This window comes from Mycobacterium sp. (assembly GCF_035640695.1).
Taxonomy (GTDB): Bacteria; Actinomycetota; Actinomycetes; order Mycobacteriales; family Mycobacteriaceae; genus Mycobacterium.
Window position 1 is genome coordinate 1 of record NZ_DASQVQ010000126.1, and the last position, 22,775, is coordinate 22,775.

At 68.1% G+C, this 22,775-nt stretch carries 23 protein-coding genes and 1 pseudogene; 10 read left to right on the top strand and 14 right to left on the bottom strand.

The features are described from left to right. Nucleotides 1-81: 81 nt before the first annotated feature. Nucleotides 82-1,296 (bottom strand): glucose-1-phosphate adenylyltransferase, encoded by a 1,215-nt coding sequence (glgC, locus tag VE759_RS14465; protein ID WP_324933576.1) that lies wholly within the window; start codon nucleotides 1,294-1,296, stop codon nucleotides 82-84. A 155-nt stretch (nucleotides 1,297-1,451) separates the two neighbouring features. On the opposite strand from glgC, the gene VE759_RS14470 reads away from it, so the two are divergent. The 3 genes and pseudogenes from VE759_RS14470 to glgA all read left to right on the top strand — a co-directional run. Next, nucleotides 1,452-2,057, top strand: a complete 606-nt coding sequence (locus VE759_RS14470) for a TetR/AcrR family transcriptional regulator (RefSeq protein WP_324933579.1) — start codon at nucleotides 1,452-1,454, stop codon at nucleotides 2,055-2,057. Further along, nucleotides 2,057-2,338, top strand: a complete 282-nt coding sequence (locus tag VE759_RS14475; protein ID WP_324933582.1) for a hypothetical protein — start codon at nucleotides 2,057-2,059, stop codon at nucleotides 2,336-2,338. The genes VE759_RS14470 and VE759_RS14475 overlap by 1 nt, the downstream gene beginning before the upstream one ends. A gap of 63 nt (nucleotides 2,339-2,401) precedes the next feature. Further along, a pseudogene (gene glgA, locus VE759_RS14480) lies at nucleotides 2,402-3,580 on the top strand (glycogen synthase); the annotation flags it as partial. Between the two features lie 14 nt (nucleotides 3,581-3,594). Here glgA and VE759_RS14485 read toward each other — a convergent pair. The 7 genes from VE759_RS14485 to VE759_RS14515 form a co-directional block, all read right to left on the bottom strand. Further along, nucleotides 3,595-3,762, bottom strand: a complete 168-nt coding sequence (locus VE759_RS14485; RefSeq protein ID WP_324933588.1) for a DUF3117 domain-containing protein — start codon at nucleotides 3,760-3,762, stop codon at nucleotides 3,595-3,597. A gap of 148 nt (nucleotides 3,763-3,910) precedes the next feature. Then, nucleotides 3,911-4,483: a DNA-3-methyladenine glycosylase I gene (locus VE759_RS14490; protein ID WP_324933646.1), complete on the bottom strand. Its 573-nt coding sequence runs from the start codon at nucleotides 4,481-4,483 to the stop codon at nucleotides 3,911-3,913. 8 nt (nucleotides 4,484-4,491) lie between these two features. Then, nucleotides 4,492-4,860, bottom strand: coding sequence for a DivIVA domain-containing protein (locus tag VE759_RS14495; protein ID WP_324933592.1), 369 nt, complete (start codon nucleotides 4,858-4,860; stop codon nucleotides 4,492-4,494). 49 nt (nucleotides 4,861-4,909) lie between these two features. Further along, complete coding sequence (locus VE759_RS14500; RefSeq protein ID WP_324933595.1) at nucleotides 4,910-5,845, bottom strand: glucosyl-3-phosphoglycerate synthase; 936 nt, start codon at nucleotides 5,843-5,845, stop codon at nucleotides 4,910-4,912. Further along, entirely contained in the window at nucleotides 5,842-6,666 is an 825-nt protein-coding gene (gene folP, locus VE759_RS14505) for a dihydropteroate synthase (protein WP_324933648.1), read from the bottom strand. Before folP ends, VE759_RS14500 begins: the two co-directional genes overlap by 4 nt. A 92-nt stretch (nucleotides 6,667-6,758) precedes the next feature. Next, nucleotides 6,759-8,537 (bottom strand): long-chain-acyl-CoA synthetase FadD6, encoded by a 1,779-nt coding sequence (gene fadD6 / locus VE759_RS14510; protein WP_324933598.1) that lies wholly within the window; start codon nucleotides 8,535-8,537, stop codon nucleotides 6,759-6,761. Between the two features lie 62 nt (nucleotides 8,538-8,599). Next, entirely contained in the window at nucleotides 8,600-9,178 is a 579-nt protein-coding gene (locus tag VE759_RS14515) for a TIGR00730 family Rossman fold protein (RefSeq protein ID WP_324933601.1), read from the bottom strand. A gap of 31 nt (nucleotides 9,179-9,209) precedes the next feature. Here VE759_RS14515 and VE759_RS14520 point away from each other — a divergent pair, with 31 nt between their 5' ends. Further along, the gene (locus tag VE759_RS14520) at nucleotides 9,210-11,399 is read left to right on the top strand and encodes an AAA family ATPase (RefSeq protein ID WP_324933604.1); all 2,190 of its coding nucleotides are present in this window, start codon (nucleotides 9,210-9,212) and stop codon (nucleotides 11,397-11,399) included. On the opposite strand, the gene dapE is transcribed toward VE759_RS14520, so the two are convergent. Continuing rightward, nucleotides 11,384-12,451, bottom strand: a complete 1,068-nt coding sequence (gene dapE, locus VE759_RS14525; protein ID WP_324933606.1) for a succinyl-diaminopimelate desuccinylase — start codon at nucleotides 12,449-12,451, stop codon at nucleotides 11,384-11,386. The genes VE759_RS14520 and dapE overlap by 16 nt on opposite strands. A 26-nt stretch (nucleotides 12,452-12,477) precedes the next feature. Between dapE and dapD the strand changes: the two genes are divergently transcribed. Then, nucleotides 12,478-13,431, top strand: coding sequence for a 2,3,4,5-tetrahydropyridine-2,6-dicarboxylate N-succinyltransferase (dapD, locus tag VE759_RS14530; protein ID WP_324933608.1), 954 nt, complete (start codon nucleotides 12,478-12,480; stop codon nucleotides 13,429-13,431). Between the two features lie 38 nt (nucleotides 13,432-13,469). Here dapD and VE759_RS14535 read toward each other — a convergent pair whose 3' ends face one another. Both VE759_RS14535 and VE759_RS14540 read right to left on the bottom strand, forming a co-directional pair. Continuing rightward, nucleotides 13,470-13,811 (bottom strand): VOC family protein, encoded by a 342-nt coding sequence (locus VE759_RS14535; protein ID WP_324933609.1) that lies wholly within the window; start codon nucleotides 13,809-13,811, stop codon nucleotides 13,470-13,472. Next, entirely contained in the window at nucleotides 13,802-15,208 is a 1,407-nt protein-coding gene (locus VE759_RS14540; RefSeq protein ID WP_324933651.1) for an acyl-CoA synthetase, read from the bottom strand. The genes VE759_RS14535 and VE759_RS14540 overlap by 10 nt, the downstream gene beginning before the upstream one ends. A gap of 43 nt (nucleotides 15,209-15,251) precedes the next feature. Here VE759_RS14540 and VE759_RS14545 point away from each other — a divergent pair, with 43 nt between their 5' ends. The 3 genes from VE759_RS14545 to VE759_RS14555 all read left to right on the top strand — a co-directional run bounded on the left by VE759_RS14545 (nucleotide 15,252) and on the right by VE759_RS14555 (nucleotide 16,834). Then, the gene (locus VE759_RS14545) at nucleotides 15,252-15,806 is read left to right on the top strand and encodes an NUDIX hydrolase (protein ID WP_324933612.1); all 555 of its coding nucleotides are present in this window, start codon (nucleotides 15,252-15,254) and stop codon (nucleotides 15,804-15,806) included. A gap of 30 nt (nucleotides 15,807-15,836) precedes the next feature. Continuing rightward, on the top strand, nucleotides 15,837-16,373 hold the full coding sequence (locus tag VE759_RS14550) for a pyridoxamine 5'-phosphate oxidase family protein (RefSeq protein WP_324933615.1): 537 nt from the start codon (nucleotides 15,837-15,839) through the stop codon (nucleotides 16,371-16,373). Nucleotides 16,374-16,540: 167 nt separating this feature from the next. After that, nucleotides 16,541-16,834 (top strand): ANTAR domain-containing protein, encoded by a 294-nt coding sequence (locus tag VE759_RS14555; RefSeq protein ID WP_324933618.1) that lies wholly within the window; start codon nucleotides 16,541-16,543, stop codon nucleotides 16,832-16,834. Nucleotides 16,835-16,855: 21 nt separating this feature from the next. Here VE759_RS14555 and VE759_RS14560 read toward each other — a convergent pair whose 3' ends face one another. From VE759_RS14560 to pruA, 3 genes are read right to left on the bottom strand one after another with little or no spacing between them, the layout of a single operon-like run. Next, nucleotides 16,856-18,067: an MFS transporter gene (locus VE759_RS14560; protein ID WP_324933621.1), complete on the bottom strand. Its 1,212-nt coding sequence runs from the start codon at nucleotides 18,065-18,067 to the stop codon at nucleotides 16,856-16,858. A 4-nt stretch (nucleotides 18,068-18,071) separates the two neighbouring features. Then, nucleotides 18,072-19,040 (bottom strand): proline dehydrogenase family protein, encoded by a 969-nt coding sequence (locus VE759_RS14565; protein ID WP_324933624.1) that lies wholly within the window; start codon nucleotides 19,038-19,040, stop codon nucleotides 18,072-18,074. Beyond that, nucleotides 19,037-20,695, bottom strand: a complete 1,659-nt coding sequence (gene pruA, locus VE759_RS14570) for an L-glutamate gamma-semialdehyde dehydrogenase (RefSeq protein WP_324933626.1) — start codon at nucleotides 20,693-20,695, stop codon at nucleotides 19,037-19,039. The genes VE759_RS14565 and pruA overlap by 4 nt, the downstream gene beginning before the upstream one ends. Before the next feature lie 84 nt (nucleotides 20,696-20,779). Here pruA and VE759_RS14575 point away from each other — a divergent pair, with 84 nt between their 5' ends. Next, the gene (locus VE759_RS14575; RefSeq protein WP_324933628.1) at nucleotides 20,780-22,354 is read left to right on the top strand and encodes a PucR family transcriptional regulator; all 1,575 of its coding nucleotides are present in this window, start codon (nucleotides 20,780-20,782) and stop codon (nucleotides 22,352-22,354) included. Nucleotides 22,355-22,441: 87 nt separating this feature from the next. Then, nucleotides 22,442-22,771 carry a hypothetical protein gene (locus VE759_RS14580; protein WP_324933630.1) on the top strand — a complete coding sequence of 110 codons (330 nt, stop codon included), beginning with the start codon at nucleotides 22,442-22,444 and terminating at the stop codon, nucleotides 22,769-22,771. Nucleotides 22,772-22,775: the final 4 nt, after the last annotated feature.

A 22,775-nucleotide genomic window follows, 5' to 3' on the forward strand; every position in this document is an offset into this window, starting at 1 on the left:
CTCCCCGCGGCCGCGTCACCCTGCACTGGGGACCAGAGTTCGACGCCCACTTGTTGATTCCCCAGGTGCGGTGACCGAAGCCTAGATCCAGACTCCCTTGCCGACGGCGACCACACCGCCTGCGCTGATCGCGAAGCGTTCCCGATCCTTCTCCAAATCGACGCCGACCATCTCACCCGGCCCGACGACGACGTTCTTATCGAGGATCGCGCGCCGCACCACCGCGCCGCGGCCCACGCGCACCCCCGGCAACAACACGCTGCCTTCGACCATCGCGCCGTCGTCGACCACGACATTGGATGACAGCACCGAGTTGCGCACCAACGCCGCCGACACGATGCTGCCGGCTCCGACCACGGATTCCTGCGCCGAGCCGCCGTTGACGAACTTGGCCGGCGCCAGCATCTCGGACTCCCCGCGGATGGGCCAGCGCTTGTTGTACAGGTTGAAAACCGGGTGCACAGACACCAGATCCATGTGGGCGTCGTAAAACGCGTCGAGCGTTCCGACGTCACGCCAGTAGCCGCGATCGCGGTCGGTGGCGCCGGGCACCTCGTTGTTGGAGAAGTCGTAGACCGCGGCCATCCCGTCCGACACCAGCCGCGGAATGATGTCGCCGCCCATGTCGTGGTCGGAATTGTCGTCGTCGGCATCGGCCCGGATCGCATCGATCAGCACCTTGGTGGTGAAAATGTAGTTGCCCATCGACGCGAACGTCTGCTCGGGGTCATCGGGCGTGCCCGGCGGGTCGGGCGGCTTTTCGACGAAGCCGCGAATCCGGCCCAACTCGTCGGAATCGATGCAGCCGAAGGAGGTCGCCTCCGCCCGCGGCACCCGGATACCCGCGACCGTCGCGCCTGCGCCGCTTCCGATGTGGAAGTGAACCATCTGCTCGGGGTCCATCCGGTATACGTGGTCGGCGCCGAAAACCACGATGTAATCAGGATCCTCGTCATAAATGAGGTTTAGCGACTGGTAGATCGCGTCCGCGCTGCCGGTGTACCAGCGCGGCCCGAGCCGCTGCTGTGCGGGCACCGGCGTGATGTACTCGCCGGCCAGACCCGAAAGCCGCCAGTTCTGCGAAATATGTCGGTCCAGCGAATGCGACTTGTATTGAGTCAGAACGCAAATCCGCAGGTATCGGGCATTGACCAGATTGGAAAGCACGAAGTCGATCAGCCGGTATGCGCCACCGAACGGGACGGCGGGTTTGGCCCGGTCCGCGGTGAGCGGATAGAGCCGCTTCCCCTCCCCGCCGGCCAGGACGATGCCCAGCACGTGTGGCGCTTCCCTCATGATCCAAACTTATCGGCCGCTGCTGGCCCCGGCTAGGTGCTTCGCTGGAATTCCCGCCGCACCAATGGCGCAAACCCGCAAGAACGGCGCGGTGCCGGCCTACCCCGCCATGCTAAAATGTACGAAACCGTTCCGTTCTGTTTATTGGTGAGATGATGATTCAACGGGCAGCCCGCACTGACGCGATCCTTGACGCGACGCTGCGGCTGCTTGCCGACATCGGCTACGACCGGCTGACGATGGATGCCGTCGCATCCCGTGCCGGTGCCAGCAAGGCGACGATCTACCGACGATGGCCGGGCAAGCCGGACCTGGTGCTGGCTGCGCTGTCGCGGCACAGCGTGAGCGAAGACAGCGAAGACACTGTCGGCGAAGGCCCCGATACCGGCTCTGTGCGAAAAGATCTCATTGCGACGCTGGCGCGCATGCGCGACAGTCTTGCCGGGCAAGACGGCGCCCTCGTGCTGGGCCTCATCAATGCGATGCGCACCAATGTGGAGTTGGCCGGCACCGTCCGTGCCGAACTGGTCGCGGCCAAGAGCTCGGTCATCGCCGACGTGGTGCGGCGGGCGATCGCGCGCGACGAGCTACCGGCAAGCGCCAATTCCGCGTTGGCAGCCGAACTCGCGTCGGCCCTCGTATTCACCCGGCTCCTCGTCACGAAACAGCCCGTGGACGACGGCGAGTTGGGCCGTCTGGTCGACACCGTGCTGCTGCCGGTCCTTACGTCCGAACCGCCCTCCACCAGAAGGAGACAATGATGCTCGCAACCGTGCTGCTCGGATTCGCCGGCGGCATGTGCGCAGGTAATGCCATTCCCCACTTCGTCCGCGGCATCACCAAGCAGCGCTATCCGAACATCTGGGGCGGCGGACCGATCCCCAACGTGCTCGCCGGCTGGGGCGGCTTGGTGCTGGCTGCGTTGTTGCTGCACAACGCATTCGACGGCCCGTCAACGGCGTGGGCGTTCGGCGCGATGTCGGCCGGGGTTCTCGTGATCGGCCTGTTTCACGCCGGCCCGGGCGCATTCGGCAGACGATGACACCCTTGCGAGAAACCTCGGCCTGAAGCTTCGGCAGAAGCCTGCGGTGGCGCCCCGCGCGCACTACCGTCGGGAACTATGCGGGTGGCGATGATGACGCGGGAGTATCCACCCGAGGTCTACGGGGGCGCGGGTGTTCATGTCACCGAGCTCGTCGCGCAGCTGCGCCACCTGTGCGACGTCGACGTCCATTGCATGGGCGCACCGCGGCCGGGGGTGTTCGTCCACCAACCCGATCCTCAGCTGAAGGGCGCCAATCCGACGCTGACGATGCTGTCGGCGGACTTGTCCATGGCCAATGGCGCGGCGGAGGCGAACGTCGTGCACTCCCACACCTGGTACACCGGGCTGGCCGGACACCTTGCCGCGATGCTCTACAACATTCCGCACGTGCTGACCGCGCACTCGCTCGAGCCGCTGCGGCCGTGGAAGGCCGAGCAGCTCGGCGGCGGCTACCGGATCTCGTCGTGGGTGGAGCGCACCGCGGTCAGCGGCGCGGACGCGGTCATCGCGGTCAGCTCGGGTATGCGCGAGGACGTGCTGCACGTCTACCCGGCGCTGGATCCAAGCAGGGTGCATGTCGTCAAGAACGGCATCGACACGGACGTGTGGTATCCGGCCGAACCCAAGCCGGGCGAATCGGTGCTCGAGGAGCTCGGTGTCGACCCGGACCGGCCGATCGTCGCGTTCGTCGGCCGGATCACGCGGCAGAAGGGTGTCGCGCACTTGGTCAAGGCCGCACACCGGTTCGTCCCCGAGGTGCAGCTGGTGTTGTGCGCCGGCGCCCCGGACACTCCGCAGATCGCAGCCGAGATGACCGCGGCGGTACAGGAATTGGCGGCTGAGCGCACCGGCGTGTTCTGGGTGCGCGAGATTCTGCCGATTGGCAAGATCCGCGAAATACTTTCGGCTGCAATGGTTTTCGTATGTCCGTCGGTATACGAGCCGCTGGGCATCGTGAACCTGGAAGCGATGGCGTGCGCGACCGCGGTGGTGGCCTCCGACGTGGGCGGCATTCCGGAGGTCGTCGCCGACGGGCAGACCGGGGTACTGGTGCACTACGACCCCGCCGATCCGGCCGCGTTCGAGGCCGGGCTGGCCGACGCAGTCAACGCGTTGGTGGCCGATCCGGACAAGGCCGAGCGGCTCGGCCACGCCGGACGGCAGCGTTGCATCGACGAGTTCTCGTGGGCGCACATCGCCGAGCAGACGGTAGAGATCTACCGGAAGGTGTCGTCGTAAGGCGGGATCGACGGCTAGCTGGTGACGCCGTTCAGTTCGTCGCGCAGATCGGCCGCCTCCTTAGGGGTGAGTTCGACGACGAGCCGGCCGCCGCCCTCGAGTGGTACTCGCATCACGATGCCGCGCCCCTCCTTGGTTGCTTCCAGTGGACCGTCTCCGGTCCGGGGCTTCATCGCCGCCATCGAGTGCTCCCTCCACGTCTGCGTCGGTCCGTCACCATGGAACCGGTCAGTGCCGAGGGTGCCCACCCGATGCCACACCCGGCACGGACCTGCCAATTCACGAGCACCATTGTTCCTTATCCGCGCGAGTACGTGTGCAAGCGGGCATTTATGAGCGGAACGGCACCCAGCACGACGCCAGGTGATCGTCGACCATTCCGGTGGCCTGCATCAGGGCATATGCGGTCGTCGGACCGACGAACCGGAAGCCGCGCCGCCTGAGTTCCTTGGCCATCGCCGTTGATTCGGCACTGACGGTGGGCACCTCGGAAAGCGCGGCCGGCCGTGGCCGGCCCTGCGCCGGTGCGAACGACCACAACAGCTCGTTCAGCTCGACGCCGAGCGAGGCAGCGGCGCGCGCATTGGCGATCGTCGCCTCGATCTTGGCAAGGTTGCGCACGATGCCGGCCTCGGCCATCAGCCGCTCGACATCGCGGTCGGTGTAGCGAGCCACCTTGTCGACGTTGAATGCGTCGAACGCGGTCCGGAAGTTCTCGCGCTTGCGCAGTATCGTCAGCCACGACAACCCGCTCTGGAATGCCTCCAGCGACATGCGTTCGAACAGCGCGTCGCGGCCGTGCAACGGCCGCCCCCACTCGAAATCGTGATAGTCGCGGTACATCGCGGCGAACGCTCCGCCGGACAACGCCCAGTCGCAGCGCACCTTGCCGTCGTCGACCAGCTCGGCGCTCACTCGTCTTCCTGGCCGGCCGACGGCATCGAATGCGCGCCGTCGCGGTGGGAATCGGTCTCGTCGGCCTGCGGCTCGCCGTGCACCGCGCGTTGCGCCGAGAGCTGGCCGCGCAGCGACTCGATTTCCTGGCCGAGCCGGTCGAGCACCCAGTCGACCTCGCTGGTCTTGTAACCGCGCAGCGTCTGGGTGAACTTCACCGCGTCGACGTCGGCGCCGGTCACACCCGACGCCGGCAGCACGGTGGCCGTCGTGCCGCGCGGCAGCGGCGGCAGCGGCTCACCGCGCCCGAACAGTGCACTGGCGAGTGCGAACAACACCGCCCCGACGAGGACCAGCACCAGTAGATACAGCAGCACCAACGTCACGCCATTGATACTGCCCGACGGGTCTGACGCGTGGCACCCGAGTGCCGTGTCAGCGCGGGCGCAGCGTGACCATCGGCGGCCGGTCGTCCAGCGACACCGAGGATATGCGCGGCGCATAACCGTCGCCGTCGACGAAGAACTGCGTCAGGCCCACGCCGGAGTCGTCGACGCCACAGCGCGACAACAGCGTCGCGATGACCTGACGGCTCATCGCGCCCAGCTCGGTCAGCGGACGATTGCGATGCGCCCGCACACCGAGATTCACCTGTGCGATCGCATCGAGGCCGAGCCGGTCGTAGGTGTCGATCAGCAGCCCGATCTCGACGCCGTAACCGGGCGCGAACGGCAGCGACATCAACAGCTCCCGGGTGGCCGCGTATTCACCGCCCAGCGGCTGCAGTATGCAACCCAGTTCGGGCCGAAGCGCGGCCAGCAGCGGCCGCGCGACCAGCTGGGTGACCCGCCCGCCGCCGTTGGCGTCCTCGCTGCCGCTGAGCCTCAGCGGCCGCCGGTAGAAGCCCTTGACCAGGTGGACGCCGTCGACGGTCAGCAGCGGCCCCACCAGCCTCGGCACGAACATCGGGTCCGGGTCGACCAGGTCGGAGTCGACGAACACAACGATGTCGCCGGTGGTCGCGGCCAGCGACCGCCACAGCACTTCGCCCTTGCCGGGCTGCGGCGCCACCTCGGGCAGCGCCTGCTCGCGGCGGACGACACGGGCACCCGCGGCGACGGCGCGGATCTCGGTGTCGTCGGTGGAGCCGGAGTCGAGCACGATCAGCTGGTCGACCAGCCCGCCGAGCATCGGCGCGATGCTCTCGACGACCCCGCCCACGGTCTCTTCCTCGTTCAGCGCTGGCAGCACCACCGAGATCGTGCGGCCGGCCTTGGCGGCCACCAGCTCGTCGACGCTCCAATTCGGCCGGCTCCAGCTGCGGTCGGCCATCCACGTGTTCTCGACGGTCAGTTCAGGTGCGGTCGTCATGCCAGTCCCCTCACCGTGCGCGCCGGCCGGCGCACCCCCTGGATCGCCGCGACCATCTCGAGCACGCGCCGAGTGTGTCCGACCTCGTGCACCCGAAACATCCGCACACCGGTGGCGGCGGCCAATGCCGTTGCGGCGAGCGTGCCCTCCAGGCGCTCGGTCAGACCCACACCCAGAGTCTCCCCGACGAAGTCCTTGTTGCTCAGCGCCATCAACACGGGCCATCCGGTGTTTACAAGATCTTCCGCGTACTGCAACAAAGCGAGCCCGTGGAAGGTGTTCTTGCCGAAATCGTGGGTCGGGTCGATCAGTATCTTGTCCTGGGAAACACCCACCGACACCGCCCGCTCGGCGGCCGCGGTGACCTCGCGGATCACGTCGTCGACCACACCGCGCGGGGTAGTGCCGTAGCTGACCCGGAACGGCCGGGTGCGCGGCGTCGCACCGCCGGTGTGCGAGCACACTAGACCCGCGCCGAACTCGGCGGCGACCTCGGGCAGGCCGGGATCGTGGCCTCCCCAGGTGTCGTTTATCAGGTTGGCGCCGGCGGCGCAGGCCTGCTTGGCCACGGCGGCGCGCCAGGTGTCGATGCTGATTAGCTGTGCCGGATACGCGGCGCGCAGCCACTCGATGAAGGGCACCACCCGGGCGATCTCCTCGTCGGCGTCCACGCCGTCACCCGGGCCGGCCTTCACGCCGCCGACATCGACCACGTCGGCGCCCTCTTCGATCACCCGGTGCACGGCAGTCTTGGCCGCGTCATCGGTGAATGTGGCGCCGCGGTCGTAGAACGAGTCCGGCGTTCGGTTGACGATCGCCATGATCAGCGCGCGATCGGCGGCCACCGGCCGGCCGCAGAATGTCGACTGCACGCCATCCAGCGTGCCAGCTCACGCCGACTGGCCGCCGGCGGCTACTTGGGCAGCTTGCCGGCCTTCACCTCTTCGGGATACTCGTCGTAGAACTCGACGTAGCCCTCGTCGCGGCCCTTGAGCACATACAGCGGGTCCTCGATGTCGGAGCTGTAACCCTGATCCCGCAGGTCGACCTTCTTGCTCTTGAACGTCGAGGTCTGCTGAAGCTCCTTGACCACCCGGATGAACAGCGGCACCGCGTAATCGGGCAGGTGGTCGTAGACGGCCTCGGCCAACGACTTGCCATCGAACTCCTTGCCCTCCTTGAGCGTCACCGCCGCCATCCCGGCCCGGCCGTCGGTGCCCGGCACCTCGACGCCGTACACGGTGACGTCGTCGATGTTGGGGTCGCACGCCACGCCCGCTTCCACATCGGTGGTGGCGACGTTTTCGCCCTTCCACCGGAACGTGTCGCCGAGCCGGTCGGCGAACGCGGCATGGCCGAAGCCCTGCGGCCGCATCAGATCGCCGGTGTTAAACCAGACGTCGCCCTTACGAAAGGCGTTGCGCACCAACTTCTTTTCTGTCGCGTCCTTGTCGGTGTAGCCGTCGAACGGCTGGAAGCTGCTGACCTTGGACAGCAGCAGCCCGGGTTCCCCGTCGGGAACCTTCTTCACCCGGCCGTCGTCGTCGCGCACCGGGTCGCCGGTTTCGGGGTCGTACTCGACGAACGCGACCGGCGTCGGGCAGACGCCCGCGGTCTTGGGGATGTTGAGCATGTTGATGAACGCGGTGTTGCCCTCGCTGGCCGCATAGAACTCGCAGATTTGCTTGATGCCGAACCGCTCGACGAATTCGTCCCAGATATCGGGCCGAAGGCCGTTGCCGGCGATCACCCGGACCTTGTGTTTGCGGTCGGTGTCCTTCTTCGGCTGGTTGAGCAGGTAGCGGCACACCTCGCCGATGTAGACGAACGCGGTCGCGTCGTAGCCGATGACCTCGTCCCAGAACCGCGACGCGGAGAACGACTTGCCCAGCGCCAGTGTGCCGCCGGCGTTGAGCACCGCCGACACCGCGACCGTCAGCGCGTTGTTGTGATACAGCGGCAGGCAGCAGTACAACGTGTCGCTGCTCTTCAGCCGCATCCCGAGCGCGCCGAACCCGGCCAGCGCCCGCAGCCAGCGGTAATGCGTCATCACGCTGGCCTTCGGCGCGCCGGTGGTGCCCGACGTGAAGATGTAGAAAGCCTTGTCCTTCGCCAGCACCGACGAGGTCACGCTGGGGTTGTCGGTGGGCGCGTCGGCGGCCAGCCGATCCAGCTCGTCGACGTTTAGTTTCTCGTCGGCCTTGGCATCCGCGTCGTCGATGGCCTTGAGCATGTCGTCGTCGCCGATGACCGCCTTCGCGTGCAGCAGCCCGACGCTGTGGGCCAGCACCTTGCCGCGCTGGTTGTAGTTCAGCATTCCGGCGATCGCGCCGAGTTTGACGACCGCGAGCATCAGCAGCACCGCGCGCGGCGAGTTCCTCAGCATGATGCCGACGACGTCGCCCCGGCCCACACCGTGCGCGGCCAGCGCCGACGCGTAGCGGTTCGCGGTCTCGTTGGCCTGTGTGTAGGTGATGGTCTCGTCGTAGAACTTGATGAAGGCGTGGTCGCCGTAGTGGGCCGCCCGGTCCTGGAACACCTTGCCGATCGACGTCTTGGCCGACGGCATCGCCAGGAAGCCGGTCATCACGCCGCGAAGAATGATCGGGGCATCCATCATCAGCCCGGGCAGCCGAGTGACGATGTCGGTCCACCCGACCCTGCTCTGAGCAGCGCCGTTATCCTGAGCCATTCGTTCGAACTCCTTCGTTCGGCCGTGATCTGGCCACAGCGTAGCGGTGACAGTGATGGGTACTACACGGCCGGGGCGCAGGCGTCGAGCGCCTCCTCGACGTGGCGCACGACGACAAGCCGCGCCAACGCGGCCGGGTTGACGTAACCGGTGTCGACCAGGCCGGCCAGCCATCCAAACAGGCCATCGTAGTGGCCGGTCGGATCGAGCATGACCACCGGTTTCTCATGAATACCCAGATACCCAGCCGTCCAGGTTTCGAACAACTCTTCCAAAGTGCCGATGCCGCCGGGCAGTGCGAGGAACGCGTCGGCGCGCTCCTCCATGATCTGCTTGCGCTCGCGCATGGTGTCGGTGACGACGAGCTCGCCGGCGTCGACGTCAGCGACTTCGCGATGCACCAACGCCTTCGGGATCACCCCGACGGTACGGCCGCCGCGGGCCCGCGCGGCCCTGGCCATGGCACCCATTGCCGAGACCTTGCCGCCACCGGACACCAGCGTCCAGCCACGGTCGGCGACGGCCGCACCGACCTTGGCCGCCAACGCCAGCAGCTCCGGGTGCTTCGGCCCGGACGCGCAGTACACGCAGACCGCCCACGGGCGCTGCGGAACCTCCGGCGACTCAACGAAACCCGACACACCCGACAACGTAGCGCCATAGGCTGCGGCGGTGCCTGTTCGGTGGGTGGTCCAGCACGACGAACCAACACTCGAGCGGCTTTCGGCCGGTCTGCGCGATTCGGCGGGCGTGGTTTTGGTCGGCCCCGCCGGGATGGGCAAGACCGAGTTGGCCCGCGCGCTGGCGCAACGATTCACCGGTGCCCGGTGGGTGAGCGCGACACCGCCTGCGCGCGTCATCCCTTTTGGGGCGTTTCACCGCGTGATCGAGGTGGCCGCTGCCGGCAAGACCGCGGCGCTGATCCGGGCTGCCCGGGCCTCGTTGGAGTCGGCCGGGCTTGTCGTGGTCGACGACGCCCACGAACTGGACAAGCTCTCGGCGACGCTGGTGTATCAGTTGGCTGCAGGCGGTTCGCCGCCGCTACTGGCCACCGTGGACTCCGGCCGCGAGCCACCCGACGCGGTCGCCGCGCTGTTGCGCGACGGGTTGCTCACATCGGTCGAGGTGCAGCCGTTGGACCGCGACCGGACAGCGAACCTGCTGCAGGCGATGGACGCATCCGATGACGTCGACGAGCTGTTCCGGGCCAGCGGCGGCAACCCGTTGCATCTTCGTCATCTGCTCGGCGGCGAATTGACGGGCGACCTGCACGCCTCGGTCGGGCGGTACCTGTTGTCGCTGGCACCGGACGTGCGCGCGGTGTTGGAGTATCTCGCCGTCGAGGATCCGTTGACTGTCGGCGACCTCGAAGATTTGACCGCGCGCGCGGCCGTCGAACATGCGCAGACTGCAGGCGCGGTGCGGGTGGACGGAGACGTCGTTCGCCCTGGGCATCCGATGTACACCGAGACGGTCGGGGCCGCGATGGCGGCGTCGAACCGTCGTCGGCTTGCCACGTCGCTGGTGGAACGGCTGACGACGCAGCCCGCGAGCGACGTCGTCGCACGGCTGCGGCTGGCCGTGTTGGCGCTCGACAGTGACCACCCGCAGCCGGTCGGCGATGTGGTCGTGTCGGCGGTCGAGGCGCTGCGGCTCGGCGACTATCAGCTGAGTGAACGGCTGGCCCGCGCGGTGCTGGGCCGATCGCGCGCCTTGACCGCCCGGCTGTTGCTTGCCCACGCGCTTGCCTGGCAGGGCCGCGGGCGCGACGCCGAGGCGGTACTGGCGGAAGTGGAACCGGACAGGCTTTCCGAGTCTGATCTGATGGCGTGGGCGTTGCCGCGGGCGGCCAATCAGTTCTTCATGCTCAGCGAGCCGACGCGGGCGACGGCGTTCTTGCTGACGACCCGCAACCGGGTCTCCGATCCGACCGCGCGCGCGACGCTCGATGCGCTGTCGGCGACGTTCGCGATGAACGCCGGCACGCCCGCGCGGGCACTGGAGATAGCCGGCGCGGTGCTGGGCTCTCCGCACGCCGACGGCCAGGCGGTCGGGTGGGCCGGCTCGGCGGCCGCGCTGTGCTGCGCGCGGATGGGGCGGTTCGACGATGTTGAGGCATACGCCCGGCGCGCGCTCGAGGCCGAGCAGCCAGGACTGCTGCGGTTCACCAGCGGCCTGGGCCGCACGACGGCGTTGTTGATGAAAGGTCAAGTGGCGCAGGCTCGGTCACTGGCGCACGAGTTCACTGATTTCGCCGAGTTGCAGCAGCCGGGCCGTGCGATCGGCGAGGTGCTGGTGGCGCATGTCGCGATCGCGCAGGGCGACTTCGACACCGCGGTGCGGCTTCTGCAACGCGCGGTGGACGCGCTGGAGCCGACGGGATTTTCCTGGGGTCCGCTGGCGCTGACCCTGCTGGCCCTCGCGCTCGGCCAGCAAGGTGACACGCTGGCCTCCGCCAAAGCGCTCAGCAACGCCGAAGCTCGGCACGGCATGAAGTCGGCGCTGTTCGCGCCGGAGCTGGCGATGGCGCGGGGGTGGACAAAGGCGGCGGCGCGAAACCGCGTCGAGGCCGTAGTCGCGACGCGGGAGGCGGCGCGCATCGCCGAGCGTGGCGGGCAGTCCGCGGTGGCGCTGCGCGCCTTGCACGATGCGGTGCGCCTCGGCGACACCGGCGAGGTACACCGGATCGCGCGGCTGGCCGGCGAGCTCGATTGCGCCGTCGGCAAGCTGGCGCTGGCGCATGCCCAGGCGCTGTTCGGCGGCGACGCCGCGGCGTTGGAGGCGGTGTCGGCCGAATTCGCCGCCATCGGCCTGCATCCGGCCGCCGCGGACGCCGCCGCGCAGGCTCAGCGACTCAAGTAACCGCGCAGCACCTCGGCACACGCGGTGATCTGCGAGACCGCCACGCGTTCGTCGGCACGATGGGCCAGGTTCGGGTCGCCCGGGCCGTAGTTGAGCGCCGGAATGCCGAGCGCGGCGAACCGCGCCACGTCGGTCCAGCCGTATTTCGCCCGCACCTGACCGCCCGCGGCGTCGACCAGTGCAGTGGCCGCTGGCTTCGTCAGCCCGGGCAGTGCACCCGCGGCCGCGTCGGTCTGCTCGATCGTGACGTCGAGCCCGTGGAGCACCTCGTGCACATGCTGCAGTGCCTGGGCGACACTGCGGTCGGGCGCGAAGCGGAAGTTCACGGTCACCGACGCCTTGTCGGGGATCACGTTTCCGGCCACGCCGCCGTCGATACGCACCGCCGACAGGCCCTCGTGATAGACGCAGCCGTCAATGTCGACTTGCCGCGCCCGGTAGGCACCGAGTCGGTCGAGGACGGCACCGAGCTTGTGAATTGCGTTGTCACCCATCCACGATCGGGCGGAATGGGCCCGCATGCCCTTCGCGCTGACGACGACGCGCAGCGTGCCCTGGCAGCCGGCCTCGATGTGGCCGGCGGTCGGCTCGCCGAGGATAACGACGTCGGCGCGCAGCCAATCCGCCATCTCTTGCTCGATGCGGCCCAAACCGTTTGCGGCGGCCTCGATTTCCTCGCAGTCGTAGAAGACCAGAGTCAGGTCGTGGGTGGGTTCGTCGATGGTCGCGGCCAAATGCAGGAACACCGCGTCGCCGGACTTCATGTCACTGCTGCCGCAGCCGTGCAGCTCGCCACCGACAAGGCGGCTTGGCAGATTGTCGGCGATCGGCACGGTGTCGAGGTGCCCGGCAAGCAGCACCCGCGACCGCTTGTTCAGCTGAGTGCGGGCCAGCACCGCGTTGCCGTTCCGGATGATCTCGAAGCCGCGGGTCTGTTCGCGCAGCGCGGACTCGACCTCGCCTGCGATGCGGGCCTCGTCGTGGGATTCGCTGGGAATGTCGACGAGCGCGGCGGTCAACGCGATCGGGTCGCCGCGCAGATCCAGGCCCACGCTGCTCAAGGCTAGTCGAGTAGCCTTTGACCGTGACTTCAGCCGGGGCTACTGGGGTGGCGACTATTGCCGCCGACGGGACCGTGCTCGACGCCTGGTTCCCCGCACCCGAGCTGGGCGTCGCGGGTCCGTCCGGCACCACACGGGTGCCGGTCGCGGAGGTGTCGGCCGAGCTGGCCGGGCTGGCGGAGCGCGACGACGACCGCGGCACCGAGACGGTGTTCATCCAGACCGTCATCGCATCGCTCGACGACAAACCCGCCGACACTTACGACGCGTACCTGCGCCTGCACCTGCTGTCGCACCGGCTGATCCGGCCGCACGGTTGCAACCTCGACGGGATATTCGGTGTGCTCGCCAACGTCGTATGGACGGACTTCGGGCCGTGCGCGGTGGACGGCTTCGAAACGGTACGCGCCCGGCTGCGCAGACGTCGACCCGTCGCGGTCTATGGGGTCGACAAGTTCCCGCGAATGGTCGACTACGTGATCCCGACCGGCGTGCGGATCGGCGACGCCGACCGGGTGCGCCTCGGAGCGCATCTGGCGCCCGGCACGACGGTGATGCATGAGGGCTTCGTGAACTTCAACGCCGGCACGCTGGGTGCCTCGATGGTCGAAGGCCGCATCTCAGCGGGCGTAGTAGTCGGCGACGGGTCAGACATCGGCGGCGGCGCGTCGATCATGGGGACGCTGTCCGGCGGTGGAGCGGAAGTGATCTCGGTGGGCAAGCGGTGCCTGCTCGGCGCAAACGCCGGGCTGGGAATCTCACTTGGTGACGACTGCGTGGTCGAGGCGGGGCTGTATGTCACCGGAGGCACCAAGGTGCACATGCCCGACGGCACGACGGTCAAGGCCCGAGAACTGTCCGGCGGCAACAACTTGCTGTTCCGGCGCAATTCGCTGACCGGCGCCGTCGAGGTGGTTTCCCGCGACGGCCGCGGCATCGATCTCAATCCCGAACTCCACACGCACCAGTAGCCGCCCATGAGCATCCCCGCTTGGCGCAGCGACCAACGCTATGCGAGGACGCAGAATTCGTTGCCTTCGGGGTCGGCCAGCACGACCCAGCTCTGTTCGCCCTGGCCGATGTCGACGTGGCGGGCGCCCATCCGCAGCAGCCGCTGTACTTCGCCATGCTGATCGTCGGGCCGAAAGTCAAAGTGGATGCGGTTCTTGACGATTCGCCGGTCCGGCACGCCGAGGAACAACCAGTTCGGGCCCGCGCCCGGCGGCGCATGCAGCACCACGTCGCCGTCCTCATCGACGTCCTGTGGCCAGCCGAGCACCTCCGACCACCATCTCCCCAGAACGAGAGGGTCGGCCGCGTCGATGCAGATCTCGTCGAACCTCAGCCCCATGAGGCCAGCTCCTTCTTGAGTACCTTGCCCATCGCGTTGCGCGGTAGCGCGTCCACCACCCTTACCTCGCGCGGCCGCTTGTGCACCGAGAGCTGCTGGGCCACATACTCGATCAGCTCTTCAGGCCTCGCGTCGGTGACGACGAATGCGACGATCCGCTGTCCGAGGTCATCATCGGGTAACCCGACCACCGCGGCCTCCGATACGGCCTCGTGGCCGAGCAGCGCGGTTTCCACCTCGCCCGCGCCGACACGATATCCGCCGGACTTGATCAGGTCGGTGGACTCGCGCCCGACGATGCGATGCATGCCGTCCCCGTCGATCGCGGCGACGTCGCCGGTGCGATACCAACCGTCGTCGCTGAACGCCGCCGCGGTGGCATCCGGCCTGCCCAGGTAGCCGTCGAACAGCATCGGTCCGCGAAGCTCGAGCCGCGCAATGGTTTCCCCGTCGTGAGCGGCCTCACCGCCGTGCTCGTCGGCCAGTCGCGTGGTGACGCCGCGCAGCGGCAGGCCGACCGATCCGGGCCTGCGCTCGCCGTCGGCAAACGTGCTCAGCGTGATCAGCGACTCGGTGCTGCCATACCGCTCGACCGGCCGATGCCCGGTGAGTTCGGCCAGCCGCTCGAACACCGGCACCGGCAGCGGCGCGCTGCCCGAAACCAGCAGCCGCGCGGACCGCAGCGCCGCGGCCGTCGGCGGATCGGCCACCACCCGCGACCACACCGTCGGCACGCCGAAATACAAGCTGCCACCGGCTTCCGCGTAGGCCTGCGGTGTCGGTTTTCCGGTGTGCACGAAGCGGTTTCCGACCCGAAGCGACCCCAGCAGACCGAGCACCAGGCCGTGCACGTGAAACAGCGGAAGGCCGTGCACAAGCGTGTCGTCGGGCGTCCACTGCCAGGCCTCAGCGAGTGCGTCGATATCGGCGGCGACCGCGCGGCGGCTGAGCACCACGCCCTTCGGCGGCCCCGTCGTTCCCGAAGTGTAAACCACCAGCGCGGCCGCATCCGGCGACGGCTCGTGGGAGCGATGCCACGATCGGGCGTGCAGCCGGACCGGGATGTGTTGCAGGCCTTCCGTTTCGTCCGGCTGCTCACCGAGCCATGCCTGCGCCGCCGAATCGGTGAGGATGTAACGGCGCTCCGCGGCGCCGACGTCGGCGGGGACCGGGACGACGGGCACGCCGGCGATCAGGCAGCCGGTGATGGCCAGCACGGTCGTGGCCGTCGGCTTCGCCAGCACTGCTACTTGCTCGGCGCCCGCCACGCGTTCGGCAACCGACGTCGCGGCCCCGACCAGATCGCTGCGGCTCAGCGCCAACCCCCCGACGCGCACGGCGTCAGCGATGTCGGCGCCCGCGGCCACCGCGGCCGGGTTCAGTGAGGCCAGCAGCACGTCAGCGAGGCTACGCCAAGGCACGACCGGGATACTGGGGCTCGTGGAACCCATCCAGCAGGTCTCGTCGCGCGAGGTGTACCGGAACAGCTGGATGACGCTCCGCGAGGACGAGATCCGTCGGCCCGACGGCTCCCACGGTATTTACAGCGTCGTCGACAAGCCGACCTACGCGCTGGTGATGGCCTACGACAAGGACCGTTTCCGGCTGGTCGAGCAGTTCCGGTATCCGCTGGGGCAGCGGCGCTGGGAGTTTCCCCAAGGCACCGCACCCGGGCTGGGCCGCACCGACCCTGCCGAACTCGCCGCCCGCGAGCTACGTGAGGAGACCGGCCTGCGCGCCGAGTCGATCGTCCCGCTGGGCTTGCTCGACGTCGCGCCCGGCATGAGCAGCCAGCGTGGCTGGGTGTTTCTGGCGACCGGCATCAGCGAGGGCGAGCCGGATCGCGAGCACGAGGAGCAGGACATGCACAGCGCGTGGTTCACCCGAGCGGAGGTCGAGCGAATGATTCGCGACGGCCAGATCACCGACGCCCAGTCGATCGCCGCGTTTGCGCATTTCATGCTGAGCCGGCCGCTGCGGTTTAGCGCACGATGAGTTATGCGGGTGCCGGGCGTCTATACGGGCATGCCCATTGCAACGCACAATCTTGACGGGTACGGCGCGCCGCCGATCGAGTGGTCGCGGGTGCGCGAAGTGCTCGACAGCCAACTGCCTCAAGCGCCCGGCACCGGCGGCCCCGACCGTCACACGTCTTGGTTGACGACAATCAATCCCGACGGCGGCCCGCATGTGACGGCGCTCGGCATCGTGAAGGTCGACGGCACGTGGTACTTCACCTCCGGCCCCCACACCCGCAAGTCACGGAATCTGACGCGTGACTCGCGCTGCGCGGTGAGCGTCGCGACGCATCCGTTCGATCTGGTGGTCGAGGGCACCGCAGAACGGGTCACCGACGCTGCCCAGTTACGCAGGGTCGCCGCGGCGTTTAGGCACGCAGGCTGGCCGGCCGAGGTCGACGGCCACGCCCTCACCGCGGAATACAACGCACCGTCGGCAGGGCCGCCGCCGTGGTACGTATACCGGCTCGTGCCATCGACGGTGTATGCGCTCGCCACGGCGGAACCTCACGGCGCCACCAAGTTTGAGGTAACGGTGCGATGAGTTATTGGCCATGTGACCGTCTACCTCGGCGAACCGTCGGTCTGGTAGCGCCAATGTACCAAGGCCGTCACAGGTCGATACCGATGTGAGCCGTGGTCTGGTAGATCGCAGGCCGAGCACAAATCATCGCTCACCATGTCGATGTCTGACATAGGAGGTAGCAACGCATGATGACGGACTGGGTTCCGGCCCAAATCTCTCTCGACGTGCAGGGCAGGCGCATATTCGACACCGCCCGTGGCATATTGATCGGGCTGCGCCGGTGCCCGTCCGAGGCGGCGTTTCACGAACTGCTCGGCGCCTCGCAGCGCCACGGCGTACCGGTGTTCGCGTTGGCGTGGGCGTTGGTCCATCTCGCCGGTGGCGGCGGAAAGTCGAGCCAAGACTTCGGCGCCGCTCAGTCAGCCGCGCGTTCCGAATGGGGTCGGCTTTTCGCCCAGCCGGCCGGTGCGACCAGCTGAGATTCGAGGCGCGGTAGGTAGTCACGGCAATGGCGGGTCGGGCCGGCCACTCCCTACGCCCGCCCGACCGAGGACCTGTTCGCGCGCCACGGACAGCAGCAGCGCTGCGGCAAAGACCGCAGACCACCCCCCGGAGATCAGCAGCGGCAGCCGACCGTCGGAACCCCACAGCAGACCGGCCCACAACCCGGCAAGCAGGATCGCGAAGCCGCTCGCGCCCTGGTAGATTCCCTGCCCGCTGGATTGCAATTCGCCACCGACAAGTGTTGACACCCATGCCTTTCCGACGCCGTCGTAGCATGCGGTGAACAACCCGTACACCGCGATCAGCAGCCACGCCGCCCCAGCATCGGTTGTGCTACCGAGGCCCAAGTACCCGACCGCGAAGAACACCAGCCCCACGCCGAACACCGCCCGCCGCGAGAACCGGTCCGCCAGCATTCCGGCCGGATAGCTGGCCGCGGCGTATACGGCGTTGTACGTGATGTAGGCCAGGATCACGTGCGGCACCGAGAATCCTATCTCGTTGAGCCGCAACAGAAGCAGAGCGTCCGGGAAGTTGGCGAGGCTAAACCCGACGAGGAAGACAACCACGCGCCAATACCTGGCCGGCAGCTGTCGCACGCCCGCGAAAACCGACGGACGCCCGGTTCGCGGACGGGCCCACTCGCGCGCGGCGAAAACCAGCAACACACTCAGCACCGCAGGTATCACCGCCAGCCACAACACCGGCGCGATGCGATGATCTAGCAGCTCGTAGCCGACCAGCCCCAACAACGGACCAACGACCGCGCCGAGCGTGTCCATCATCCGGTGAAACCCGAACACTCGCCCCCGCGCTGCGTCGTCGATGCCGTCCACCAATAACCCGTCGCGCGGCGCGCCGCGCAACCCCTTGCCAAGCCGATCGACGACGCGGCCGACCAGCACGCCGGGCCACGCCCCCGCGGCGGCGACAATCACCTTGCCCAGCGCCGCCATCCCGTAGCCGGTCGCGATCAGCGGACGCCGCGCGAACCGGTCGCCGAGCGGGCCCGATGCGACCTTCGTCAGCGAGGCCGCCCCTTCGGCCGCCCCCTCAACGGCACCGACGACCGCCGGCGGGGCGCCCAGCACGCTCGTCAAGTAAATCGGCAGCAGCGGATACAGCAACTCGCTGGCCGCGTCCTGCAGAAACGAGACGACCGACAGCACCCGCACATTTCGGGTAAGCCACGTCCCCTCGCGAGGCACCGCTCTAGTGTCGCCGTTCCATCAGGGCGCGCAGGAAGAAGATCAGGTTGGCCGGGCGTTCGGCCAGCCGCCGCACCAGGTAGCCGTACCACTGGTCGCCGAACGGCACGTACACCCGCACCGGATCGCCCGTGTCGGCCAGCCGGCGCTGCTCTGGGTCGCGGATCCCGTACAGCATCTGATACTCGAAATCGCCTGGCTTCCGCGAGGTCTCGGCGGCCAAAACTCCCGCGGCCGCGATGACGGCCGGATCGTGTGAGGCCACCATGGGATAGCCCGAGCCCTCCATCAGCACCCGAAGGCACCGCAGATACGACGCGGTGACCTCGTCGCGGTCGCGGTAGGCCACCGAGATCGGCTCGTCGTACGCGCCCTTGCACAACCGGATGCGAGCGCCGGAACGCGCAAATTCCTCGCAGTCGCCGTAGGTCCGGCGCAGATAAGCCTGCAGCACGGTTCCGAGCCATCCGAAGTCGGACCGCAGCTCGCGCACGATGCCCAAGGTCGAATCCGTCGTGGTGTGGTCTTCCGCGTCAACGGTGACCCATACCCCCGCGCGCTGCGCCGCCGAACAAATCGTGTGCGCGTTCTCGCGCGCGATCTTCTCGCCGTCACGGGGCAGCGCCTGACCCAGGGCCGACAACTTCACCGACACTTCGAGTGGCCGCACTCCGTCCTGCACTGCATCGCGCCGCTCGCCCAGCGCCCGAAGCAGCCCCATGTAAGCGTCAACGGTCCGCCCGGTGTCATCGGCGTCGGTGATGTCCTCACCCAGATAGTCGATCGATACCATCCGGCCCGAATCACGCAGCCCCGCAACGCTCTTTAGCGCGTCGTCGACCGTCTCTCCCGGCACGAACCGGTGCACGACCTCACGGGTCATCGGCAGTCGTTCGGCGGTGCGCCGCAGACGGGCCGACCGGCTGGCGGCCAGGATCGCCGGACGCAGTGTGCTGCTGAACAATCCGCTCATCGTCGGGGGGCACCTTCCGCTTGCGGGGGAGACTCCATGTGTGGGTAGTTGTGGTCGGTCGGCGGGACGAACGTCTCTTTGATCGACCGCGCCGATGTCCAGCGCTGCAGGTTCAGCGCCGAACCGGCCTTGTCGTTGGTGCCAGAGGCGCGCGACCCGCCAAACGGCTGCTGGCCCACCACCGCGCCGGTCGGCTTGTCGTTGACGTAGAAGTTGCCCGCCGCAAACCGGAGCCGTTCAGAGGCCAACGCGATCGCGGCGCGGTCGTCGGCGATCACCGCGCCGGTCAGGGCATACTTGGCGCCGCGGTCGACGACACCGAGGATGTCCTCGTAATTCTCGTCGGGATAGACATGCACCGACAGAATCGGCCCGAAGTATTCCTTGCAGAATGCCTCGTCGGTCGGATCGTCGGACAGCAGCACCGTGGGGCGCACGAAATAGCCCTCACTGTCGTCGTATTCGCCGCCGACCGCGATCGTGACGCTCGCGGCGCCCTTGGCCCGTTCGATGGCCGCGACGTTCTTGGCGAACGCGCGCGAATCGATGAGGGCGCCACCGTAATTAGATAGCTCGGTGACATCGCCATACCGCAACGCCGCGGTAGCCTCCAACAAGTCATCGCCCATGTACTGCCACAGAGACCGCGGAATGAACGCCCGCGACGCCGCCGAGCACTTCTGACCCTGATAGTCGAACGCACCGCGGATCAGCGCCGTACGCAATACATTCGGCCGCGCCGAGGCATGGGCGACCACGAAGTCCTTGCCGCCGGTCTCCCCCACCAGTCGCGGATACGACTCATACCGGTCGATGTTCGCGCCGACCTCGCGCCACAGGTGCTGGAACGTGTTGGTCGACCCGGTGAAGTGGATGCCTGCCAACCGCGGATCGTTCAATACCACTTCAGACACCGCAATCCCGTCGCCGGCGAGCATGTTGATCACGCCCGGCGGCAGGCCCGCCGCCTCGAGCAGCTGGATGGTCAGGTATGCCGCGAAGGTCTGCGTGGGCGACGGCTTCCATATCACGGTGTTGCCCATCAGCGCCGGCGCAGTGGGCAGGTTGCCGGCGATCGCCGTGAAGTTGAACGGCGTGATGGCGTAGACGAAGCCGTCCAGCGGCCGGTAGTCCGTGCGGTTCCACACCCCGCGGGTGCTGATTGGCTGCTGCTGCAGGATCTGCCGAGCGAATTGCACGTTGAAGCGCCAGAAGTCGACGAGCTCGCACGGCGCGTCGATCTCGGCCTGGTATGCGGTCTTGGACTGTCCGAGCATCGTCGCGGCCGCAAGCGTCTCGCGCCACGGCCCCGCCAGCAGATCGGCGGCCCGTAGCAGCACGGCCGCACGTTCGTCGAACGACCTTGCCGCCCAGTCGGCTTTCGCCGCCGTCGCGGCCTCGATCGCTGCGGTCGCGTCGGCATGGGTCGCGCTGGTGAACGTGCCCAGCCGCGCGGAGTGGCGATGCGGCTGAACCACGTCGACACGCTCGCCGGCACCCATGCGGTGGGCGCCGCCGATGACATGGGGCAGGTCGATCGGGTCGCGGGCCAACCGGTCGAGCGCAGTCATTAGCCGGGTCCGCTCTGCGCTGCCGGGAGCATAGTCGTGCACCGGCTCATTGGCGGGCACGGGAACGTCGGTGATGGCATCCATGCCGACAAGCATCCCCGAACCAGGACGTCGACCGCTTAGCCGATCGGACAAGACCAACGCCGTATCTCGGTAGAATCCGACAATATGCGGTCACGCGTGGCGCTCGGCCAACTGCTGCTGGCCCTGGACCGGACGATGGTCTCTTTGGTACAGGCGCCGCGCGGCCTCGACATGCCGGTCGCCTCGGTGGCGCTGGTCGATGCTGATGACGTGCGGCTGGGTCTTGCGGTTGGGGCCGGCAGCGCGGACCTGTTCTTTTTGCTGGGCGTTCCTGACGACGACGCCGTCCGCTGGATCGACCGGCAGGTCAGGGGTCCCGGCGACCGGATGCCCGCCGCAATCTTCGTCAAAGACCCGACCGAATCGTTGGTGGCTCGCGCGGTGGCGGCGGGCACGGCGGTCGTAGCGGTGGACCCGCGGGCCCGCTGGGAGCGTCTCTACCGCCTCGTCACTCACGTCTCCGAGCACCACGGTGACCGCACTGACCCACAATTCACAAGCGGCACAGATCTTTTCGGCCTCGCCCAGTCGACTGCTGACCGCATTCACGGGATGATCAGTATCGAGGACGCGCAGTCACATGTGCTGGCGTATTCAGCCTCCGACGAGGCCGACCAACTGCGCCGGCTCTCGATCCTCGGCCGTGCCGGTCCGCCGGAGCATCTGGAGTGGCTCGCCCAGTGGGGCATCTTCGACGCGCTGCGCGCCGACAGCCAAGTAGTGAAGGTCGCGGCGCGCCCCGAGTTGGGTCTCATGCCGCGGCTGGCCATCGGCATTCACCGCCGGGACGGCGACGGCCGGCGCGGTCCGGGGTTCATGGGCACCGTCTGGGTGCAGCAGGGATCGCGTCCGCTGGCTGACGACGCCGAGGAGGTGCTGCGCGGTGCGGCGGTACTTGCCGAGCGCATCATGTCGCGGTTGGCGGCGACGCCGTCGACGCATGCGGTGCGGGTGCGGGAGCTGCTCGGGCTGACCGGCGAGGACGTAGACGTGGCCGACATCGCCCGTGAGCTCGACATCGTCGCCGACGGACGGGTCGCGGTGATCGGCTTTCGCGGTGTCGACGGCGCCGTGCCCATGGACGTAGTCGCGTTGAGCGCCAGCGCCTTTCGCCCCGACGCACAGGTTGCGTCGCTGGCCGACCGGGTTTACGTGCTACTACCCCAGACGGGCGCGGCGTCGTCGGTGAGGTCGTGGGTGCGCGGCGCCGTCGCCGCAATGCGCCGCGAGCTCGGAATCACGATGCGGGCGGTGATCGCCGCACCCGTCGCGGGCCTGGCCGCGGTCGCGTCGGCGCGCATCGAGGTGGACCGCGTGTTCGACAGCGCCGACCGGCATCCAGGGGCGATCGGCCGCGTGACATCGCTCGACGAGGCCCGCACCACGGTGCTGCTCGACGAGATAGTCACCAGGGTGCGCGACGGGCTCATTGACCCCAGAGTGCGGGAGCTGCGTACGCGCGACCCAGTGCTCGCCGAGACACTGCAGGCATACCTGGACTGCTTCGGCGACGTTGCGGCCAGCGCCGACCAACTGCACGTGCATCCCAACACGGTGCGATATCGGGTGCGGCGGATCGAGGACGTGCTGGCGACGTCGCTGGAGAACCCCGACGATCGGCTGGTGCTCGCACTGGGATTGCGGGCCACCGAGCGCTAACCCCGTCCGATGGTGCGTTTTCGCGGATTACTCGCGTTGCGCACGCCGCACCGCGTCGATGTCGGACCGGCATGTCACGGTCGGAGGATGAGCAACTCGCGACGCGTGCGCGGCACCGAGCTTCGCTACATACTGACCATGCACTTGTTCCAGCACGGCCCTGCGACCGTCAAGGATCTGGTCGAGACGCTCGGGTTCCACGGCTTTGACGTCGCTGGGCGGCCGTCGAAGTCCGTTTCGGACGCGTTGCGCTGGGAGATCGGCCGGGGAAGAGTGCGCCGGCTCGGGCGGGGACGATACGGCCCCGCGTGGATGCCGCGCAGCACGGAGTATCGCATCCACAAACGAGTGCTCGCGCTGCGCGCAGACGCGCAACGCTTGTCGCGCGAAGGCGGGCAAAGCCGCGAATCCTTCTAGAGCG

Bases quoted from the DNA above. Each gene is read 5' to 3' on its own strand.
- glgC (WP_324933576.1), bottom strand. From the start codon at position 1,296: ATGAGGGAAGCGCCACACGTGCTGGGCATCGTCCTGGCCGGCGGGGAG.
- VE759_RS14470 (WP_324933579.1), top strand. From the start codon at position 1,452: ATGATTCAACGGGCAGCCCGCACTGACGCGATCCTTGACGCGACGCTG.
- VE759_RS14475 (WP_324933582.1), top strand. From the start codon at position 2,057: ATGCTCGCAACCGTGCTGCTCGGATTCGCCGGCGGCATGTGCGCAGGT.
- VE759_RS14485 (WP_324933588.1), bottom strand. From the start codon at position 3,762: ATGGCGGCGATGAAGCCCCGGACCGGAGACGGTCCACTGGAAGCAACC.
- VE759_RS14500 (WP_324933595.1), bottom strand. From the start codon at position 5,845: ATGACGACCGCACCTGAACTGACCGTCGAGAACACGTGGATGGCCGAC.
- folP (WP_324933648.1), bottom strand. From the start codon at position 6,666: ATGGCGATCGTCAACCGAACGCCGGACTCGTTCTACGACCGCGGCGCC.
- fadD6 (WP_324933598.1), bottom strand. From the start codon at position 8,537: ATGGCTCAGGATAACGGCGCTGCTCAGAGCAGGGTCGGGTGGACCGAC.
- VE759_RS14535 (WP_324933609.1), bottom strand. From the start codon at position 13,811: ATGGGGCTGAGGTTCGACGAGATCTGCATCGACGCGGCCGACCCTCTC.
- VE759_RS14550 (WP_324933615.1), top strand. From the start codon at position 15,837: ATGCCCATTGCAACGCACAATCTTGACGGGTACGGCGCGCCGCCGATC.
- VE759_RS14555 (WP_324933618.1), top strand. From the start codon at position 16,541: ATGATGACGGACTGGGTTCCGGCCCAAATCTCTCTCGACGTGCAGGGC.
- VE759_RS14565 (WP_324933624.1), bottom strand. From the start codon at position 19,040: ATGAGCGGATTGTTCAGCAGCACACTGCGTCCGGCGATCCTGGCCGCC.
- pruA (WP_324933626.1), bottom strand. From the start codon at position 20,695: ATGGATGCCATCACCGACGTTCCCGTGCCCGCCAATGAGCCGGTGCAC.
- VE759_RS14575 (WP_324933628.1), top strand. From the start codon at position 20,780: ATGCGGTCACGCGTGGCGCTCGGCCAACTGCTGCTGGCCCTGGACCGG.
- VE759_RS14580 (WP_324933630.1), top strand. From the start codon at position 22,442: ATGAGCAACTCGCGACGCGTGCGCGGCACCGAGCTTCGCTACATACTG.